This window comes from Acetobacterium wieringae (assembly GCF_023700225.1).
In the GTDB taxonomy this organism is placed as follows: Bacteria; Bacillota; Clostridia; order Eubacteriales; family Eubacteriaceae; genus Acetobacterium; species Acetobacterium wieringae.
The window spans coordinates 1,215,797-1,235,287 of record NZ_CP097897.1; the positions used below are offsets into that span (position 1 = coordinate 1,215,797).

Consider the following 19,491-nt stretch of genomic DNA (forward strand, 5'->3'; position numbering starts at 1 on the left):
TAAGAAAATACAAAGGAAGAACAAAAATGAAAATCAAAATTCCCATGATTCTGGATCAATTAAATGACGATAACTTTGAGTACGTTGAGGGTGCCGCTGGCGATCAGCTGGGGTTTTCCAGCGTCCGGTTGCTCAAATCCTCGGAACAGGGGTATAAGAAAGAGGTCTTATATCTGGGATCAGCAGCCGTAATGCAACAGATTGATTCGCGTCATCTGCCATCCCAACTGATTTGCCTGGCCGATTCGTCCCTTCAGTTTGAAAATAACAAGGTTCATAACATTGATCTGGCGCTGATCCATTCAGATTGTGATATTGAGGTATTATTGGAAAAAATCGCCGACATCATCAGCGAATATCACCAGATCTATACTGAAATGATCAGGCGGATCACCGACAACAGAGGGTTGGCTGAAATCATCAACGCGATGACTCCGATTCTCGGCAATCCGCTTTATGTGGCCGATGCAGATTTTAAGGTGTTGGCCCGAACCGACTGCGTCCTGGAGCAGCCGGATCAGTGGCGGCATATTGTTGAAAATGGCATTGAGGACGGTTATATTTCCAGCTCAGTCAATGATTTTTATTATATGAAAGACCTGGTACAAAAAACCGAGCATCAGCATGAACCGGTTTTCTTTTCCGGTAATGAACTCTATCCGCATTCTTTTTGCACCATGAATTTAACCAGCCGTAATAAAAAAATGGGCCTGGTGACAGTGTTTGAAACTGAGCGCCCATTTTCAATCGGCACCAAAGCAACCATTGAATTTTTCAGTGAGATCCTGATCATGGAAATACAGAAAAATCAGACCTTAATCAGCAATGAAGGGGTCAAATTGGGCTACCTGTTTGCCGAAATTTTATCCGGTAATCGCCATTCCGAAAATGAGCTGAGAAAAGTCGTCAATTATGTCGATATTGATTTTCCGGAAAATTTTTTTATATTGGTGTTAAAGTCCCGGCATGACAATCGCAATCGCTATGAGCTGACATTTTTAAGGAAAAAAATCATCAGTCTGGTCAAAAACACCATTTGCATTATTCATCAGAATAATATTGTCATGCTGGCCAACGAAAGCAGCAGCCAGTTTAGCGGACAGGGTTTGTCCGAAATTGAAAAATGGCTCCAGGATACACAACTAGTTCTTGGAATCAGTGATGACGGCTCTGATATTAAACAGATCCGAAAATCATATCAGGAAGCACTGACGGCAATCGAATTGGGACTGAAATCGGAACGGGAGGATGTGATCTTTTTATATGACCGTTACCGCTTTGTCCATTTGATGGATGTGCTGGCGAATCTGGAAAACAGTGAGGCGCTTGGTCATCCCGCCCTTGCTAGACTGCAGCGGTATGATCAAAAAAAAGGTGCCAATCTGTTGGAAACCCTTTACTGTTATATGAAAAACGGTCGTTCCCAGGCCCAGACCGCCAAAGAATTGCATCTGCATCGCAGCTCCCTGCAATATCGGTTGACGAAAATGGAAGAAGTTATGGGTGTGAAGTTGAATCATTATCAGACCTTTTTACATCTGCAGCTGACCTATGAGATGATGAAGCAGTTAAGCGTTGCTAAAATAGAGTAAATGACACAATAATAAAACTTGTACATTGTTTAATTTTAGTTTATAATTAAACGTCAAGTAATAAACCAGCTGTATCTTCTGTGAATTCCCAGTGGATACAGCTTTTTAAATGGATTAAAATAAGTTTATAATAAAAAAGCCTGCAAATAAAAAGTCAATAGGAAATTGAGAGCTTTGTAAAAAAAAGTATATTCAAGAAATAAGCACGACAAAAAGACCAGCAAATATCGTTGGTCTGAAGATTAGGAAATCTGTGGTAAGTGTTACGAAAGAGACAGCAGGTATTCTTTTACTCTACCATAGTAGATACGCAGAAACTTATTAGCGCCTGCAGTCATGTAAACATAGTAAGGTTTACCCTGAGCACGTTTCTTGTCGAGAAACTGATAAACAGCATCATCTTGTGGCTTGGTTTTGATAAGAGCATCCATGACCTGAAATAGCGTTTTACGCAAAGACGAAGAACCTCGTTTGGAAGTATGGACACTTTTTTGTTCATAGGTTCCAGACTGGTTAACACCTGGATCAACGCCTGCAAAGGCAGTAAGAGCACCCTTATGTGTAAACCGTGTAACATCGCCGATTTCAGCAATCAACTGAGGGCCAAGAGATGATCCAACACCTTTCATTCCCATGACGATTGAGTATTCAGGAAGTTTGGATGCGGTTTCATTCATCAGAGTACGAAGTGATTCTACAGTTTTGGAAGCAATGTTTAATTGATCGACAGCTTGTTTCACAATGAGTTTGGTCAAATGATCTTTAGGAAGTACAGGAACAAGTTCCTTTGCTGCTCCATAGATTTCTTCAGCTTTTAATTGACTGAAGTTGTACTTATTTCGCTTACACCATTTCTGATAATGGACGGTGAAAGCGTGAAGAGACATTTTACGAACACAGTCTACATGCCAGTATGCAGCAGCGAAATCAACCCATTTCTGGCTGCCATCATCACGAGCAGGGCTGTTGAAGTAAGTATTGACACCTGGATAGGTTTGATCAAGTATGCCGATAAAATTATTTTTCATAGCCGTTTTGTGCTTCATGTAAAAACCAAACTGACGGTTCATTGTTTTTAACTGATTACGTATTTCATCCATAAGATTATACTGTTTCAAATCATTCCAACTGTCAAGAGCATAACGCGCTATTTTAATAGCATCTGCTTTATCAGATTTGACTTTACGTAGAGAGTTGTCACCGAAATCTTTAATAAGCTTAGGATTTATGGCACTTACAAAAAGATTTGCCTGAGAAAGCTCACGTGCCAGTGGCTCATAATAACGACCCGTATGCTCCATAACGATGCGGGATTCGCCGTCAATGGATTGGATCTGGTTGATGAGAGAACGGATTTCTTTGGAAGTGTGGCGAATCTCAAAAGGCAAAGAAACAATCTCACCATACGGGCGGATAATAGCGATCATGCTTTTGCCCTTGGAAACATCAATACCTACTGCGTTCATGTTCATAAATTTGTCACTCCTTAAAATTATTGCAATGGATAAACACCAGTTTTACTCATTGCCTATTCAATCTACTGTGGTGTGACACGAACGTACTGTAGGACAGCAGTTCAACCTGCATAAAACGAACGCTGCGAATGAGGAGCCGGTTATCAGTCTTTTTTACGGACGCGAAGTCCAAGAAAGGCAGACGATATACCTATTGCTCTTACATTCTAACAGCTTAAGCAACAAGATGGATAATGTCCTAACTGGTTGTTAGGTACTATGACCATAAATATATTGTAGTAGAAAGCAGAAAAAAGTGATAAGTAAAAAATTTAACCAGTACCAATTAAGCGATGAGCTCCTAAAAGCCATTGAAAAACTAAATTTTGAAAACCCGACCAAGGTTCAGGAAGCCGTGATTCCGATTGCTTTGGAGAAAAAAGATATTCTTTGCAAAGCCCAAACTGGCAGCGGCAAAACGGCGGCCTTTGGGATTCCGATCTGTGAACTGCTGGACTGGGAAGAGAACAAACCTCAGGCTCTGGTGCTGACCCCGACCCGGGAACTGGCGCTGCAGGTCCACGAAGATATTTTTAACATTGGCCGCTTCAAGCGGGTGAAGGTGTCAGCCCTTTATGGAAAATCACCGATCCGCCGGCAGGAAAAAGAGCTGAAACAGAAAACCCATGTGGTGGTGGGAACCCCAGGCCGGGTTATGGATCATATTGAACGGGGAACCTTTATTACCGATGAGATCCGTTTTCTGGTCGTCGACGAAGCTGATGAGATGCTGAATATGGGTTTTATCGATCAGGTTGAGGAAATCATCAATGAAATGCCTAAAAATCGAGTCACGATGTTGTTTTCGGCGACGCTGGAAAATGAGATTCAACGGCTGTCAAAAAAATACATGAACGATCCCCAGATCATCGAGATTGAAGCCGAGGCCAAACGGACCGATGCGATAGAACAGTTTGTTTATCAAACTGGCCATGACGATAAACTGGATGTGTTAAAGGATGTGCTGGTGGTGGAAAATCCCGACAGCTGCATTATTTTTTGCAACACCCAGGAAATGGTCAATGCCATTTATAATCTGCTCGGTAAGGATAATAAGGCCTGTGAAAAGATTCACGGCGGTATGGAACAGGATGACCGCACCCTGGTCATGCAGCGTTTTAAAAAGGGTGCCTTTCGCTATCTGATTGCCACTGATGTGGCAGCTCGGGGGATTGATGTCCATGAAATTTCGCTGGTCATTAATTTTGATGTCCCCTGGGAAAAGGAAACCTATGTCCATCGTATCGGCCGGACCGGTCGTCGGGGCACCACTGGCAAAGCCATTACCCTGGTTTCGGCAAAAGAAGGCCGCTTGTTCCGGGATATTGAAAATTATACCGACAAAGAAATAATTGAAAAAGAATGTCCCACGCTTTCTACAGTCCATTCGCTAAAAGCGGCCTTTATCGAAAAGCTGCAGGAAAAACCGGAGGAAAAGCTGGACAAAGCCCATGATCTAACCCGGGAAATTACCAAGATCCATATCAATGCCGGCAAAAAGACCAAAATGCGGCCGGTCGATATTGTCGGGACGCTGTGCAATCTGGAGGGGATGACCGCCGCGGATATCGGCGTGATCACAATCCTGGATGTCTCCACCTTTGTCGAAATCCTCAATAACAAAGGCCCCCAGGTACTAAAAGAGCTGCAAACCCGGAACATCAAGGGGCGGCCGAGAAAGGTAACTCTGGCTGAAGATAAGCCGGTTACCATTGCTCGGAAAAAACCGATTCGTCGATTTTATTGATAAAAATTTAGTACTTAACGTGAGGTGTCTATGAACTATTTAACCGCCATCACTGAATTCAAACCCGGATCAGCTCAGGAACAGGCCGATCAGCAGACCTTTATCCGATTTATTCATAATAATCCGGATGTTTTGCTCCGGGACAATAAAATTGCCCATCTGACCAGTTCCGCCTTGATTTTTAATCCGGCACGGGATAAACTGTTAATGATCTACCACAATATTTATCAGTCCTGGTCCTGGACTGGAGGGCATGCCGATGGCGAAGTAGATCTGCTGCAGGTGGCAATCCGGGAAGCCAAAGAAGAAACCGGATTAAGCACGGTGACAGCGATGTCTGACAATATTATTTCATTGGATATTTTACCGGTTTTTGGTCATCTTAAAAACAATCAGCCGGTTTCAGCCCATTTACATTTATCAGTGGCCTATTTACTTTCGGCTTCTGAGGATGAACCACTGGCCATCAAACCGGATGAAAACAGCGGGGTCCGATGGATTGCCATCCCCGAACTGGCCAACTATGTCAGTGAACCCCATATGCAGGCGGTTTATGATAAAATTTTAAATAAGCGCTGATCATTACTATTTAGTTTGGAATTATTTTGATGAGCGTTAAAAATCAAGGAGGGTCTATGTCAATATCGAAAGCCATTGAATTTTCTGCCAAAGCCCACGAAGGTCATTTCCGCAAGGGTTCCCAGGTTCCCTATATCACGCATCCCTTTGAGGTCGCCAAAATTCTTAGCGAAGCCGTCGACCCGGAAGAAAACGAAGTCCTGATTATGGCTGGACTGCTCCACGATACGGTTGAAGATACCGATACCAGTCTGACGACCATCCGTCGGGAATTTGGCGATGCTGTTGCTGATCTGGTCGCCTCCGACTCGGAAAATAAAAGCTTGCCCTGGGAAGCCCGCAAGCAGCATACCATCGATTTTTTAAAAAATGAAGCAACCCGGGAGATGCAGATGCTGGCCTGTGCTGATAAGCTGGCTAACTTAAGAAGTGTTAAAGCCGATTACGAAAGAATCGGCGAAGAGGTCTGGGATATTTTTGTCAGAGGCAAGGAAAAGCAGGCCTGGTATTACCAGGGCGTGCTGGATGCATTGGCACCGCTGGAAGGCTTAGCAATGTATGCTGAATTGAAAGCACTGATACAGGAGATCTTTGACTAAAAGAAGAAATCCTGTTAGAAACAAACAACGTGAAGAGGCAGAAGTACGGAGTGTTAATTCCTTGGATTGTGTAAGGAATTATCTGGCTTGACAAAACCACTATATACAAGTATAATTCTAAACAGTTTATTAATACGTACAAGGTTACCCAATTAAACAATTAAAAGTATAACTGTGATATGAAATCACTGGAAGTCATGAATGTTGTGTGAGCACATTTATGGCTTTTTTTGCGCAATGCAACTAATGTTTAATGATCGGTAATATAGTACAATTATTTTTTTAGTCAATCGATTGGAAAATAACTGTAATTAGCAGGTATGACCGTCCCTCAAATCAAGAAAATACGCAAAATTTTTCAGCCCCTAAAAATTCACAGATAATGTGAAAATACCAACAAAAACGTAACCATGAAGGTTTTAAATTCCCCAGCGGGATGAAATTTTCATGGTTTTTTTATATACAAATCAGTGATAAAAATATGAGAAACACAGGAGAAAAGATGAAGAAAAAAATTATATGTTTAGGATTGGTCTGTCTGATGTTTGCCATGATGCTAACTGGTTGTGCCAGCAATGGTGGAACCGATAAAAAAACAGCACGGGCCGCTGACGAGTTGGTATTGGCCATTGGTGGGGAACCGGATGACGGTTTTGACCCCACCACCGGTTGGGGTCGCTATGGCTCGCCATTGTTTCAGAGTACCCTGCTGACCCGGGACAACGATCTGAATATCGTGAACGATTTGGCCACCGGTTACATCATCAGCGACGATGGGTTGACATGGACCTATCAGATCCGCAAGGATGTGAAGTTTTCTGATGGCACCCCATTAACTGCCGCCGATGTTGTATTCACCTACGAAACGACCGCCAAAAGCGGATCAGTGGTGGATTTAAGCGTGATGGCCAGTGCCAAAGCGATTGATGATTATACCGTGGAATTCAAGCTGAATAAACCCCAGTCAACCTTTCTTTATACAACCGCTGCCCTGGGGATTGTGCCAAAAGCCAGCTATAGCAGTGATTATGCCCAGAAACCAGTGGGTTCCGGTCCCTATAAATTTGTACAATGGGACAAGGGTCAACAGCTGATTGTTGAAGCCAACGCTAATTATTATGGGACTAAACCTGAATTTAAGAAGGTGACCTTCCTCTATCTCAGTGAAGAAGCGACTTTTGCCGCTGCTAAAGCTGGTGAAGTGGATATGGCGTCCATTGTTCCCTCACTGACCAGCCAGAAAGTGGATGGGATGACCCTAAAGACCGTCGATAGTGTTGACAATCGGGGGATTTCCCTGCCTTATGTCAAATCGGGTACTGCCACAGCCGAAGGTTATCCCATCGGCAATGATGTCACCTCAGACCTGGCCATTCGTAAAGCGATTAATTATGCCATTGATCGACAAAATCTGGTCGACGGGGTTTTGCTTGGCTATGGTTCTGAAGCCTACTCAGTCTGTGATGGATTACCCTGGGGCAATACGGAGACAGCAATTACCGATGGTGATAGTGAAGGGGCTAAAAAGATGCTGGCCGATGGCGGCTGGGTTGATAGTGACGGTGATGGCATTGTTGAAAAAGATGGCGTCAAAGCCGAGTTCACCCTGATCTATCCATCATCCGACAAGGTCAGACAATCATTGGCAGTATCTGTGGTGGATATGCTTGCACCAGTTGGTATTAAAGTCAATGTGGAGGGAAAAAGCTGGGATGAAATTTACAAGCTGATGTTTTCAAATGCAGTTCTATTTGGCTGGGGAAGTCACGACCCGATCGAGATGTACAATATTTACTATAGCGGCAACGCCGGTATTGAGACCAATGATCCCACCTTCTACAAAAATGATAAGGTCGATGCCTATATGAATCAGGCCCTGGCTACGACCGATGAAGCCGCTGCCAACGAACTCTGGAAAAAAGCCCAGTGGGATGGCCAAACGGGCTTCAGTACCTTGGGCGATGCTCCTTGGGCCTGGCTGGTAAATCTTGATCATCTTTACCTGGTGGATGACAGTCTGGACATCGGCCAAAATCGCACCGAGCCCCATGGTCACGGTTGGCCAATAACAGCGAATATTACCGAATGGCACCGAAAATAAAGATGAATTCGGCAAAATATGTAGCGGGCAAAGCGCTGCGAATGCTTACTTTGCTGATTGCGCTGTGTATCGTTTCGTTTATTCTGGTAAAAAACTCGCCCATCGATCCGGTTCAGGCCTATATTGGTGCCGATATGATGCGGGTTTCGGAAGAACAGCGGGAACAGATTGCTGAAAACTGGGGGCTTGATAAGCCTCCAGTTGAGCAATTTATAAGCTGGGCTGGGGCCATTGTACAGGGTGATTTTGGTACCTCAATGATCTATCGGGTGCCGGTTCTTACGGTGATTGGCAATCGCTTTACGGCCTCACTGGCTCTGATGGGGGTAGCCTGGCTGTTATCGGGAATTTTTGGATTTTTGATGGGGGTCATTGCCGGAATGAACAAGGGCAAACTGATTGATCGGGCGATCAAATGGTATTGCTTAACCCTGGCGGCAACCCCAACCTTCTGGTTGGGGTTAATTCTACTGATGATATTTTCGGTCTGGCTGGGTTGGTTTCCCATCGGACTGGGGGTACCGGTAGGGGTTCTATCTGAAAACGTGACCCTTTCTGAAAAAATCTATCATCTGATTTTGCCAGCCCTGACCTTAAGTATCGTCGGGGTTGCCAACATTGCCCTGCACACCCGGCAAAAACTACTGGATGTATTGGAAAGTGATTATATTTTGTTTGCCAGAGCCAATGGCGAGTCGGGTCTGGGTCTGGTGTGGAAGCACGGTGTAAGGAATATTATGCTACCAGCGGTAACGTTGCAATTCGCTTCTTTCAGTGAATTGTTTGGGGGATCTGTGCTGGCGGAACAAGTTTTTTCCTACCCGGGTTTAGGTCAGGCAACGGTTCAGGCCGGACTTCGGGGGGACGTTCCACTATTACTGGGGATTGTCTTAATCAGTGCGATATTTGTATTCACCGGGAATCTGATTGGCGATATTATCTGCTCGGTAGTGGATCCCCGGATTAAGGAAGGAAGAGCATCCGTATGAATGTGTTAACTGAACCAGAAAATACCATACTCGAGGGTGCGCAAAGAAATGGGATTCGCAGTTATAAACTGAACCGACGACAAAAAACCCTGATTATCACCGGATTTTGTACGGCTTTGCTCATTGGGATCATGATTGCGGCTCAGTTAATGAGCAATGCGGGGATTGCGACCAATTTTACCCAACAAAACCTGGCGCCGTCCTGGGAGCATCCATTTGGAACCGACTGGCTGGGACGGGATATGTTTACCAGAACCATTAAGGGGCTTTCCATCAGTATTCAAATTGGTCTGCTGGCATCGAGCGTTAGTGTGGTTATTGCCCTGGTGCTGGGGATGGCCGCTGCCACCATGGGTGAAAAGGTTGACGACGCCATTTCCTGGCTGGTCGATTTGTTTATGGGGGTTCCCCATCTGGTGGCCCTGATTCTGATTGCGGTGGTTCTCGGTGGTGGCGCCAAAGGCGTCATTATCGGGGTGGCGCTAACCCATTGGCCCAGTCTGACCCGGGTGATCCGGGCAGAGGTCATGCAGGTGCGTACTTCGCAATATGTGCTGGTTTCACGGCATATGGGCAAAGGTCGCTGGTGGATCGCCAGCAAACATATTCTGCCGCATTTGCTGCCCCAGTTTTTTGTCGGTCTGATTCTTATTTTTCCCCATGCCATTTTACATGAGGCATCGATTACCTTTCTGGGTTTTGGATTATCACCCCATCTGCCAGCCATCGGTGTGATTCTGTCGGAATCGATGGGTTATCTGGCGACCGGGATGTGGTGGCTGGCGTTTTTTCCGGGTCTTTCGCTGTTAGTTATTGTCCGGGCCTTTGATGTCATCGGCGATAATCTGCGTCTGTTGATGGATCCTCACAGTGCCCACGAATAGAAGGAGGGATGCGGTTAAATGAATACAAAGCAAACGAGTAAGTTTAGTCACTCAAATGCGAGTATAATGAATAGAAGCACAGAAAGTCTGGCTAATCCGGAGGAATTGCTGGTGGTAAAAAATCTGTCGGTTTCCTTTATTCAGTATGCAAAGGGCTTGAAACAGCTAAATCTGGAAGTTATTTGTGACCTTAATGTCAGTGTTAACAGCGGAGAAATTGTCGCTATTGTTGGTTCCAGTGGATCAGGAAAAAGTTTGTTGGCACATGCCATTTTAGGCATTCTCCCTACCAATGCCAAGGTTACCGGGACAATCCGCTATCAGGGTCAAGCTCTGACAACAGAACGCCAGAAAGTCTTTCGGGGCCAGGAAATCAGCCTGATTCCCCAGTCAGTCAATTACCTGGATCCACTGATGAAGGTTGGTGAACAGGTGCAAAATACCATCAGGACAAAAGATGCAAAACAGCTGCAGCAGCAGGTCTTTGAGCGCTATCATCTGTCAAAAGAAGCTGGTCTGCTCTATCCCTTTCAATTATCCGGGGGGATGGCCCGGCGGGTTTTGGTGGCGACGGCGGTCAGTGGCGGAGCCAAACTGATTATTGCCGATGAACCGACCCCGGGACTGCACCCGGAAGTGGTGGCAGAAACCCTTGCACATCTGAAAGAATTGGCCAATCAGGGTTGTGGGGTGATGATGATTACCCATGACATTGAGGCGGCCATGAAGATTGCTGATCGGATTGCCGTGTTTTATGCCGGTACAACCGTCGAAGTAGCCCCCATCGAAGATTTTAAAGAAGGGGGCGAAGCCCTGCGGCATCCCTATACCCGAGCGTTGTGGATGGCCTTGCCGGAAAATGACTTCAAACCGATTCCCGGTTTTCAACCGACGCCGACAGACTTGCCTCCGGGTTGTCTGTTTGAACCTCGCTGTCATTTAAAAACAGCGGAGTGTCAATGTAAAAAACCGGAGATGCAGGATCTCCGAGGCGGACAAGTGAGGTGTATCCATGCGACTTGAAGCAAAAAATATCGGTTTTGGTTATCATCAAAATAGGTGGATTTTTAAACACATCAGTTTAGCTGTTGAATCCGGAGAAATTGTGGCCTTGACTGGTAATAGCGGCTGCGGCAAAACGACGCTGGCCAAGGTTTTAGCTGGTTACGAGAAGCCCAGGGAAGGACGGGTAGAATTAAACGGCAAGGCGAATACTTGGGCCGGTTATAATCCGGTTCAGCTGATTTTTCAGCATCCTGAAAAATCTGTCAATCCACGCTGGCGCATCCGTGATACCGTCAACGAAGGCTGGCCAGTTGATCGGGAATTGCTGCACCGGTTGGGAATTGAAGAAGCCTGGATGAACCGCTGGCCCAATGAATTATCCGGCGGCGAGTTGCAGCGGTTTTGCGTCGCCAGAGCACTTTCTCCGAATACGCAGTTTATCATTGCAGATGAAATGACGACGATGCTGGATGCCATCACTCAGGCCCAAATCTGGGAGGTGGTGCTGGATCTGGTCAAGCAGCGGAACATGGGGATGATCATTGTCAGCCATGAAGAGAAACTGATTAAACGGATTTGTGATCGGGTCATTGATCTGGAAGCGGTACTAAATAATTGTGAGGGCGAGATAAAGAACCTTGATCTAAAGCCGGATGGTCTATTGGTTTCTCAGCTGGAATAAGCACTTAAATCGAAGTAATAAAAAAGACAAAAGCAGGCTGAATCACCAGTCTGTTTTTGTCTTTTTTTGCTTTGTAATCCTGTAATCGAAAACAAAAATTTAAACGCCATCTATTTAACAGACTGTTAACAATCTCTTTACCTCCTCAAAACCTTTTATGGTTTTTTATTTGATAAGATAGCTATGCAAACAACGAAAATCAAGGAAATTTGAAGGAGAAAAAAATGTCAAAAAAATTAAAAAGAGTTTTAGTATCACTGTTAGTTGGTGCGACCGTACTGACCCTGGCAGGATGCGGTTCATCTGGATCAACAACGACCTCAACAACGAAAGAGGCGGTTTCCGGTGAAATCAACGGTGGCGGTTCCACTTCAGTACAGAAAATTATCGATGCAGCTGGTTCAGAATTTACAGCCTTAAACCCTGATGCTAAGTTCACCTATAGCGGAACGGGTTCGTCTGATGGGATTAAAGGCGCAACCGCTGGTACCTATTCCTTTGGCTGTGCTTCCCGGGAATTGAAAACCGAAGAAAAGGGTAATTTAACGGAACTAATCTTTGCTTATGATGGAATTGCCATCGTCTTAAACCCGGCTAATACGGTTACCAACCTGACCAAAGATCAGGTAGCTAAAATCTATATGGGCGAAATTACCAACTGGAGCGAAGTTGGCGGAGCCGATGGAACTATTGTTGTCGTATCCCGGGAAGATGGATCGGGAACCCGAGATGCAGTCGAAGAACTGGTTGGCTTTAAAGAAAAATTGAAAGCCGATGCCACCATCAAAGAAGGTAACGGAAATGTTCAGACTACGGTAGCTGGAAATACCAATGCCATTGGCTATGTTTCGTTAACCTTTGTTGATAAAACCGTTAAAGCCATTGATGTTGACGGCGTAAAAGCAACCGTTGATAATGTTAAAAACAAAACCTACCCCATTTCACGACCATTTTTGGCCATGTATGACGAGTCAAAAGTTGACGATGCAACCCTGGCATTCCTTGACTTCCTGATGAGTACCGAAGGACAGGCGATCGTAGAAGAACACGGTGGTATCGCAGTTTAATACCAAAAAACTGAGACTCCTGAGAAGGAGTCTCTCTTCATTAAAATAATCCCATGACATCAGGTGACCAGCATGGGTATGAAAAGGAGCGTTTATTTTGCAGGCAATTAAACGTAAGAAACGAAAAGAGACAATCATCGAAGGCTTTTTTTTAATCTGTGCTTTCGTCGCTGTAATCAGTGTACTGGCGATTACAGTTTTCGTGTTTTTTAACGGACTTAAACCATTTATTTCGAATAGTTATCCACTATGGGATTTTTTAACCGGCGTTGAATGGCGCCCGGGTTCAAATATGTACGGGATCTTTTACATGATTGTCGGATCCATTTATGCAACCTTCGGCGCGATACTAATTGGTGTACCCATAGCAATTCTTACCGCCGTTTATATTTCGGAACTGGCTGGTTCCCGGATTGGCAAGATGATCCGTTTTGCGGTAGAACTACTGGCAGGGATCCCATCGGTTTTATATGGGGTTTTTGGCTTGGGGATTATCGTTCCCTATGTGCTCAAAATTTCCCCCATGGCTCAGGGTGAATCCTTGCTGGCAACCATCCTGGTGCTGGCAATTATGATTTTACCGACCGTGGTCAGCATCTCAGAAACGTCCATCAGCGCTGTCCCGAAAGAATATCGGGAAGGCTCTTATGCCCTGGGGGCATCAAAAATCCAGACGATTTTTAAGGTCGTGTTGCCAGCTGCCCGATCGGGAATCATGACCGGGGTGATACTGGGGATTGGCCGGGCCATCGGCGAAACCATGGCGGTGATGCTGGTTTGTGGAAATCCCATTGCGGGGATTCCCACCAGCCTGTTTGACCAGATCCGGCCGCTAACAACCAACATCGCTCTGGAAATGGGTTATGCTTCCGGAGTTCACCAGGAGCTGCTGTATTCAACCGGGGTGGTTTTATTTATTTTTATCATGATCATCAATCTGGCTGTCAATAAACTGGTTAAGGCAAAGGTAGGTAGTTAAATGGGAAGAGCAGCAAAAGATAGTTTAGTCAAAGGGCTTATTTATCTGGCCACTGGCATCACCTTAAGTGTCTTACTTTCGATTGTAGGGTTCATTTTTGTAAAAGGAATTGGTCTGGTAAACTGGGATTTCTTGACCCGGGATTATAACGAAAAGGTCGTCTACGCTTTTGTGGAGTCTGGTGAGGTACCACTGAGCATTGACGAAGAAAGCATGAAAAGCAAGCAGCCTTATGATCAACGCTATGAAACACTGCAAGAAGGCCCCATCTATGTGGAAAACATCGGCGCTGCCATTGCCAGTGTTTCTTATAAAAATCACAGTACCGAGCGGGAACAGATTGTGATTAGTTACATTGAAAAAGACTCGCCGCTTAACGGGGCCATTGATTCAACCGGAAAGGCAATCACGATTGGCACCGATTATATTCTCCAGAGCATTAACGGCACTGATTTTGGCGAGATGACGCTGGAAGAAGTGGCAGCAACGATTACTGCAGAATCGGGCGAATTGAAAATAAAAGTTGTTCAACCCGGCGGTGGGATCAAGTCGAATATTATTACCACGTTGTATATGGTCTTGCTGTCATTGATTGTGGCCTTACCGTTGGGCATATTCGGGGCGATTTATCTGACCGAATATGCCAAGCCCGGACGACTGGTGAATGCGATTCGTTTCGCCGCTGAATGTCTGGCGGGGATTCCCTCGATTATTTTTGGTCTGTTTGGGATGGCCTTCTTTGTAGTCGCAATGAATTTTCAGATCTCACTGATCTCCGGTAGTCTGACCGTGGCCATTATCCTGTTGCCGGTTATCATCCGGAGTACCGAAGAAGCCTTAAAAACCGTGCCGATGGCCTTTCGGGAAGGTTCACTGGCCCTTGGTGCCACCAAGCTGCAAACCATCTTTAAGGTGGTGTTGCCCTGTGCGGTTCCTGGAATTGCTACTGCAGTACTGCTTAGTATCGGTCGGGTAGTTGGTGAGTCGGCGGCCTTATTATTAACTGCTGGAACCGTAGCACAAATACCCGGAACCCTCTTTTCACCGGGTAGTACCCTGACGGTACAGGCCTATTATGTGGCCAAAGAAGAAGGGAACATCGAACTCGCCTGTGCGATTGGGATTGTCATAATTGTCATTGTTATTGTACTGAACATCTTGTCCCGGATCACTTCTGACAAGTTGGACGTCTTTAATAAAAAATGAGGAGTAATATGGACACAAATATAAAGTTTAATACTAAAAACCTGGATTTGTTTTATGGCGATTTTCAAGCCCTTAAATCAATCAATATGGAAATCCGCGAAAAGGAAGTGACGGCTTTCATCGGCCCTTCCGGCTGTGGTAAGTCGACTTTTTTGCGCTGTCTCAATCGGATGAATGATCTGATCGACTGCGTTAAAATAAAGGGCGAAATTCTCTTTGACGGCAAAGATATTAACGGGCCCATTGATGTCATCAATCTGCGAACCCGGGTGGGAATGGTGTTTCAAAAACCCAATCCCTTTCCGATGAGTATTTATGAAAATATCGCCTATGGTCCCAAATGCCAGGGAATGAAGGATAAAAACCAACTTGATGCCCTGGTAAAAGAAAGTCTGACAAAGGCAGCCCTTTGGGATGAAGTCAAGGATCGACTCAACAAATCGGCTCTGGGTTTATCCGGTGGTCAACAGCAACGGCTTTGTATTGCCCGGACCATTGCCATGAACCCGGAGGTGATTTTAATGGATGAGCCGACCTCGGCGCTCGATCCCATTGCCACGGCCAAGATTGAAGATCTGATGTCCAGTTTAAAGAAAGATTATACCATTATTATCGTCACCCATTCGATGCAACAGGCGGGACGAATATCGGATAAAACCGCCTTCTTTCTGATGGGCGAGGTGATCGAATTCAATGAAACACCGATCATCTTCACAAACCCCCATGATAAACGGACTGAGGATTACATCACCGGACGTTTCGGTTGATAAGGAGAATGAAATGCGAATTGAATATAATGAAGAACTGCGAATGATCAAAGATGAAATCTTACGGATGTCTGCGATGACTGAAAAAATGCTGTCTGATTCGGTAGCTGCGCTAAAATCGCAGGATTGCGAACTGGCCCGATCGGTCATCGACCGGGATGATCTGGTGGATGCCAAAGAAATTGAACTGCAGCTGGTAGTCAGTCAGGTGATTGCGACTCAGGGGCCAGTAGCCACGGATCTGCGGCGGCTGGCATCTACCTATAAGATTATCACCAATCTGGAGCGAATTGCTGATTTAGCGGTGAATATTTCCAAGCGGGTGCTGGAACTGTCGGAAGTTGTGTATATGAAACGACTGGTTGATATCCCGAGGGCTTGCGAATTGGCCGAAAAGTTGTTAAAGCTGGCTATTGCGGCCTTTGTTCATGAAGACATTAGTCGCTTAAGAGAAGTGGTGGATATGGAAGACGAGATTGATGCTCTGAATATTCAGATTCATCATGAATGTTTGGCCTATATGATGGACAATTCAAAAATATCCATCAGGGCTCGGTATTTATTTTCGTCGGTTCCTATCTGGAGCGGATTGGTGACCACGCTACCAATATTTTTGAAACAGTCTTTTATATCGTTACCGGTGACTACATTGATTTTAACGACCTGGATGAAGAGACGATTGAACAGACACTGGCTCTCCAAAAAAAATCAAGGCCATGGAACTTGAAAAATCAGCGGAATAGTTATTAAAAATCAAGCATAAAAAAGTCGGATAAATAAAACCACCGACTTTTTTTTGCAATTCAATTTATTTACCGTTAAATTTTAAATAGTTGATAAGCAGGCATCGATTTGGGTAATTAACTATGCAAACAAAATATGACTAAAACAAATGGGCAAGTTGAATAAAAATGATGGTAATTTCTGCCAGTCCTGATTATAATGATCGTAGGCAGAGAATGATTATTATTTATTTTACGAGCGTCATTTCCGGGTTGAATTTTTGCAAAGGGACTGGAAGATACTATGAATAAGAAAAAAACACAAAGCGCCACAACTGTTATCGGCGAAGATAAAGACAGCGAAGAGCGGTTAAGACGACTGGTCGATATTCTTAAGCATCCTTCAGATTCCATTCAGGAATTTCTGGATTATGCACTCACCCAGGCTATCGAACTCACTGGTAGCCAGATCGGTTATATCTACCATTACCATGAAGACCGAGAAGAATTTGTTTTAAATACCTGGTCTGAAGAGGTCATGGAAGCGTGTCATGTCGAAAAGCTGGAGACCGTCTATCACTTGGAAAAAACCGGGATCTGGGGGGAAGCCGTGCGTCAACGACGGCCAATTGTCATAAACAATTATCAACAAAAAAATCCGCTCAAAAAAGGTTATCCCAAAGGACATGTCCCGCTGAATAATTTTTTTGACCATTCCTGTTTTTAAGAATCAGGAAATTGTCGGGGTGGTGGGGTTAGCCAATAAAGCGACGGATTATGTCGAAAGAGACATATTGAACATCACCCTGTTAATGGAAAGTGTCTGGACGGTTACCGAGACGAAAAAAGCGGAACAGGCCTTAGCCCAAAGCAACGCCCGCTATGATAAGCTGGTACAGCGGATTCCTGTGGGGATCTATACCATGCGCAGAAAAAGTACTGGCGAAACCCGGTTTGAATACTGCAGTGAAAAGTTCTGCCAGATGCTGGGCTTAACGGTTGCTGAGGTATTGGCCGATACCGAGGCGGTTGATCGGGCCATTTTTCCCGATGATCGGAAATCGCTGAGAACGGCAAAAAAAGGGGCGACCAGCCGTGGTCAGAGTTTTCGCTGGGAAGGGCGTAGCCAGATTGGGGGAGCGATCCGTTGGATTCGGTTTGAATCCGAGCCAACCCCGTTGAAAAATGGTGATTGTCTTTGGAATGGTGTCCTTCTTGATATTTCAGAGCAAAAACAGGCTGAAGAAGAATTAAAACGAACATCTACCCGGCTTACCCTGGCTACTCGGGCTGGGCGGGTCGGAATTTGGGATTGGGACATTTTATCCAATCAAATGCTTTTTGATGACTTAATGCTGGAGCTTTATGATCTACCAGAAAAAAACTATTGGGTTCCGGAACAAATCTGGAAACAGGTCATTCACCCCGACGATTTAGAACAGCTAATCGCAGCGTTAGAACAGGCTATCCGGGAAAAACAAGAATACAATTTTGAGTTCCGGGTGGTCTGGCAGGATGGTTCCATTCACACCATTCGTGCTTTAGCAACGGTACAGTACGACGAAGGTGGAAACGCTGTGCGGATGATTGGTACGAATTGGGACATCTCAGAAGAAAAAGAAGCCCACGCCCGAATAATCGAAACAAATCGACGGCTCCAGGATGAAATCATTGAACGACGATATATCGAAGAAGCCCTCAGAGCCAGCGAAGAAAAATTCAAGGCTATCATTGAGACATCTCCGGATGGGATTGCAATTTCATCCATGGATGGGGTGGTAGAGTTTGCAACCGAAAAATCGTATTCAATGTGGGGCCTTGACTCCATGGCAGAATGTGTTGGGAAAAATATTTTGGAATTTATTCACGAAAGCCATCAACAGAAAGCAATTTACTATATCACCGAAATGATCAAGGGAAATCTAACTGGAGCTGCTGAATATTTGATGGTACGAAAAGACGGCAGTCATTTTTATTGCGAGGTTAATGCTAATATTCTCCGGGATAATAACAACAATCCCATTGGTGTACTTTACATGGAACGGGACGTAACGGAGCGTAAACGGTTGGAAGAAGAGTTAAAAGAGTTGGCCATTAAAGATCAACTTACCGGTCTTTATAATCGTCGTAAGATTGATGAGGTGCTAAAGCAGCAAAAGTCTGCGGCAGATGATATGGTGCGGGATTTATCGGTGATTATGGTGGATATTGATTTCTTCAAAAAAGTGAACGATCAATTTGGTCATCAGGTTGGTGATCAGGTGTTAACAGAGATCACCGAGATTCTGGCCAAAGGAATCCGGAGAAATGATGTTTTAGGTCGATGGGGCGGCGAAGAGTTTATCATTATCTCTACTGACACGGATCTGTCTGGGGCCATGGTTCTGGCCGAAAAACTTCGGGTAATGATTGAATCGCATGTGTTTAGGCAGGTGGGAAAAAAGACCTGCTCTTTTGGAGTATCCCAATTGCGTAAAAACGAAACGATTGATGCCCTCTTAATCCGCTCGGATCAGGCCCTCTACCGGGCTAAGAGTCAGGGGCGAAATCGTGTGGTCGCTGAAAGTTAAGGATAGAAGGAGGAACTAAATGGAAACCATTCATGAAGCGAAAAATAAGTTCTATATGGGCGTCAATGAAGATGAACCTGTCGGTTTATTGAGTTATCACCTTGAAGGCCAACACTTGATTATTGAGCATGTCTATGTCACCAGAGAACTCCGAGGTCAGGAACTGGGGGTTAGGCTGGTGGCTAAGGCAGTGGCGTTCGCCCGGGAAAATAAACTTAAAATTAGCTCCTATTGTTCCTATGCCGAAAAGGTGCTCAGTGAAAACCCGGACTATGGTGATGTTTTTTCAGATGACACCGATTCATGTGATAATTAATATTCGATAACCGTTTCAAGTGAAAAACAGCAAGAATATCGAAACGATCAAAAAAGGCGGATTTATTATCTGTCTTTTTATTTTTATGCCCTTGTTTTTTGCAGGTTAAAACCGTATAATAAGCGAATCGTTGTAAAAAACGATAATAATTATGGCAAAATTATGAAAAGAA

General features: G+C 44.8%; 17 protein-coding genes and 1 pseudogene. 17 read left to right on the forward strand and 1 reads right to left on the reverse strand.

Annotated features, from left to right (window positions below):
• Positions 1-26: 26 nt before the first annotated feature.
• Positions 27-1,592: a PucR family transcriptional regulator gene (locus tag CHL1_RS05935; protein ID WP_250935251.1), complete on the forward strand. Its 1,566-nt coding sequence runs from the start codon at positions 27-29 to the stop codon at positions 1,590-1,592.
• A 263-nt stretch (positions 1,593-1,855) separates the two neighbouring features.
• On the opposite strand, the gene CHL1_RS05940 is transcribed toward CHL1_RS05935, so the two are convergent.
• A complete protein-coding gene (locus CHL1_RS05940) occupies positions 1,856-3,058 on the reverse strand; it encodes an IS110 family RNA-guided transposase (RefSeq protein WP_187389181.1) in 1,203 nt (400 codons plus the stop codon).
• A gap of 304 nt (positions 3,059-3,362) precedes the next feature.
• Here CHL1_RS05940 and CHL1_RS05945 point away from each other — a divergent pair, with 304 nt between their 5' ends.
• From CHL1_RS05945 to CHL1_RS06020, 16 genes and pseudogenes are all read left to right on the forward strand, one after another.
• Positions 3,363-4,853 (forward strand): DEAD/DEAH box helicase, encoded by a 1,491-nt coding sequence (locus tag CHL1_RS05945; RefSeq protein WP_250935253.1) that lies wholly within the window; start codon positions 3,363-3,365, stop codon positions 4,851-4,853.
• A gap of 30 nt (positions 4,854-4,883) precedes the next feature.
• Positions 4,884-5,432, forward strand: coding sequence for an NUDIX hydrolase (locus tag CHL1_RS05950; RefSeq protein ID WP_250935255.1), 549 nt, complete (start codon positions 4,884-4,886; stop codon positions 5,430-5,432).
• A 56-nt stretch (positions 5,433-5,488) separates the two neighbouring features.
• A complete protein-coding gene (locus tag CHL1_RS05955; RefSeq protein ID WP_070371244.1) occupies positions 5,489-6,031 on the forward strand; it encodes an HD domain-containing protein in 543 nt (180 codons plus the stop codon).
• A 502-nt stretch (positions 6,032-6,533) separates the two neighbouring features.
• The gene (locus tag CHL1_RS05960; protein WP_250935264.1) at positions 6,534-8,132 is read left to right on the forward strand and encodes an ABC transporter substrate-binding protein; all 1,599 of its coding nucleotides are present in this window, start codon (positions 6,534-6,536) and stop codon (positions 8,130-8,132) included.
• Positions 8,117-9,121, forward strand: coding sequence for an ABC transporter permease (locus tag CHL1_RS05965; RefSeq protein WP_250935266.1), 1,005 nt, complete (start codon positions 8,117-8,119; stop codon positions 9,119-9,121). Before CHL1_RS05960 ends, CHL1_RS05965 begins: the two co-directional genes overlap by 16 nt.
• 68 nt (positions 9,122-9,189) lie before the next feature.
• Positions 9,190-10,005: an ABC transporter permease gene (locus CHL1_RS05970; protein WP_250936236.1), complete on the forward strand. Its 816-nt coding sequence runs from the start codon at positions 9,190-9,192 to the stop codon at positions 10,003-10,005.
• Positions 10,006-10,071: 66 nt separating this feature from the next.
• Entirely contained in the window at positions 10,072-11,028 is a 957-nt protein-coding gene (locus tag CHL1_RS05975) for an ABC transporter ATP-binding protein (protein WP_250935268.1), read from the forward strand.
• Positions 11,018-11,692 (forward strand): ABC transporter ATP-binding protein, encoded by a 675-nt coding sequence (locus tag CHL1_RS05980; RefSeq protein WP_250935270.1) that lies wholly within the window; start codon positions 11,018-11,020, stop codon positions 11,690-11,692. Before CHL1_RS05975 ends, CHL1_RS05980 begins: the two co-directional genes overlap by 11 nt.
• Before the next feature lie 224 nt (positions 11,693-11,916).
• Entirely contained in the window at positions 11,917-12,759 is an 843-nt protein-coding gene (locus CHL1_RS05985; RefSeq protein ID WP_070371248.1) for a phosphate ABC transporter substrate-binding protein, read from the forward strand.
• Between the two features lie 97 nt (positions 12,760-12,856).
• On the forward strand, positions 12,857-13,738 hold the full coding sequence (gene pstC, locus CHL1_RS05990; protein WP_250935272.1) for a phosphate ABC transporter permease subunit PstC: 882 nt from the start codon (positions 12,857-12,859) through the stop codon (positions 13,736-13,738).
• Entirely contained in the window at positions 13,739-14,944 is a 1,206-nt protein-coding gene (gene pstA, locus CHL1_RS18405) for a phosphate ABC transporter permease PstA (RefSeq protein ID WP_338078298.1), read from the forward strand.
• 8 nt (positions 14,945-14,952) lie between these two features.
• Complete coding sequence (gene pstB / locus CHL1_RS06000; protein WP_070371251.1) at positions 14,953-15,711, forward strand: phosphate ABC transporter ATP-binding protein PstB; 759 nt, start codon at positions 14,953-14,955, stop codon at positions 15,709-15,711.
• An 88-nt stretch (positions 15,712-15,799) separates the two neighbouring features.
• Positions 15,800-16,461, forward strand: a pseudogene (gene phoU / locus CHL1_RS06005) (phosphate signaling complex protein PhoU).
• Positions 16,462-16,737: 276 nt separating this feature from the next.
• The gene (locus tag CHL1_RS06010; RefSeq protein ID WP_250935275.1) at positions 16,738-17,160 is read left to right on the forward strand and encodes a GAF domain-containing protein; all 423 of its coding nucleotides are present in this window, start codon (positions 16,738-16,740) and stop codon (positions 17,158-17,160) included.
• On the forward strand, positions 17,141-19,003 hold the full coding sequence (locus tag CHL1_RS06015; RefSeq protein WP_250935277.1) for a diguanylate cyclase: 1,863 nt from the start codon (positions 17,141-17,143) through the stop codon (positions 19,001-19,003). The genes CHL1_RS06010 and CHL1_RS06015 overlap by 20 nt, the downstream gene beginning before the upstream one ends.
• A gap of 19 nt (positions 19,004-19,022) precedes the next feature.
• A complete protein-coding gene (locus CHL1_RS06020) occupies positions 19,023-19,319 on the forward strand; it encodes a GNAT family N-acetyltransferase (RefSeq protein ID WP_070371254.1) in 297 nt (98 codons plus the stop codon).
• The last annotated feature ends 172 nt before the right edge of the window (positions 19,320-19,491 follow it).

Coding starts and splice junctions, on each gene's coding strand:
- CHL1_RS06020 (WP_070371254.1), top strand. CDS start 19,023: ATGGAAACCATTCATGAAGCGAAAAATAAGTTCTATATGGGCGTCAAT.
- CHL1_RS05975 (WP_250935268.1), top strand. CDS start 10,072: ATGAATAGAAGCACAGAAAGTCTGGCTAATCCGGAGGAATTGCTGGTG.
- CHL1_RS05965 (WP_250935266.1), top strand. CDS start 8,117: ATGGCACCGAAAATAAAGATGAATTCGGCAAAATATGTAGCGGGCAAA.
- CHL1_RS05980 (WP_250935270.1), top strand. CDS start 11,018: ATGCGACTTGAAGCAAAAAATATCGGTTTTGGTTATCATCAAAATAGG.
- pstA (WP_338078298.1), top strand. CDS start 13,739: ATGGGAAGAGCAGCAAAAGATAGTTTAGTCAAAGGGCTTATTTATCTG.
- CHL1_RS05955 (WP_070371244.1), top strand. CDS start 5,489: ATGTCAATATCGAAAGCCATTGAATTTTCTGCCAAAGCCCACGAAGGT.
- CHL1_RS06010 (WP_250935275.1), top strand. CDS start 16,738: ATGAATAAGAAAAAAACACAAAGCGCCACAACTGTTATCGGCGAAGAT.
- CHL1_RS05960 (WP_250935264.1), top strand. CDS start 6,534: ATGAAGAAAAAAATTATATGTTTAGGATTGGTCTGTCTGATGTTTGCC.
- CHL1_RS05950 (WP_250935255.1), top strand. CDS start 4,884: ATGAACTATTTAACCGCCATCACTGAATTCAAACCCGGATCAGCTCAG.
- CHL1_RS05940 (WP_187389181.1), bottom strand. CDS start 3,058: ATGAACGCAGTAGGTATTGATGTTTCCAAGGGCAAAAGCATGATCGCT.
- pstB (WP_070371251.1), top strand. CDS start 14,953: ATGGACACAAATATAAAGTTTAATACTAAAAACCTGGATTTGTTTTAT.
- CHL1_RS05985 (WP_070371248.1), top strand. CDS start 11,917: ATGTCAAAAAAATTAAAAAGAGTTTTAGTATCACTGTTAGTTGGTGCG.
- CHL1_RS05935 (WP_250935251.1), top strand. CDS start 27: ATGAAAATCAAAATTCCCATGATTCTGGATCAATTAAATGACGATAAC.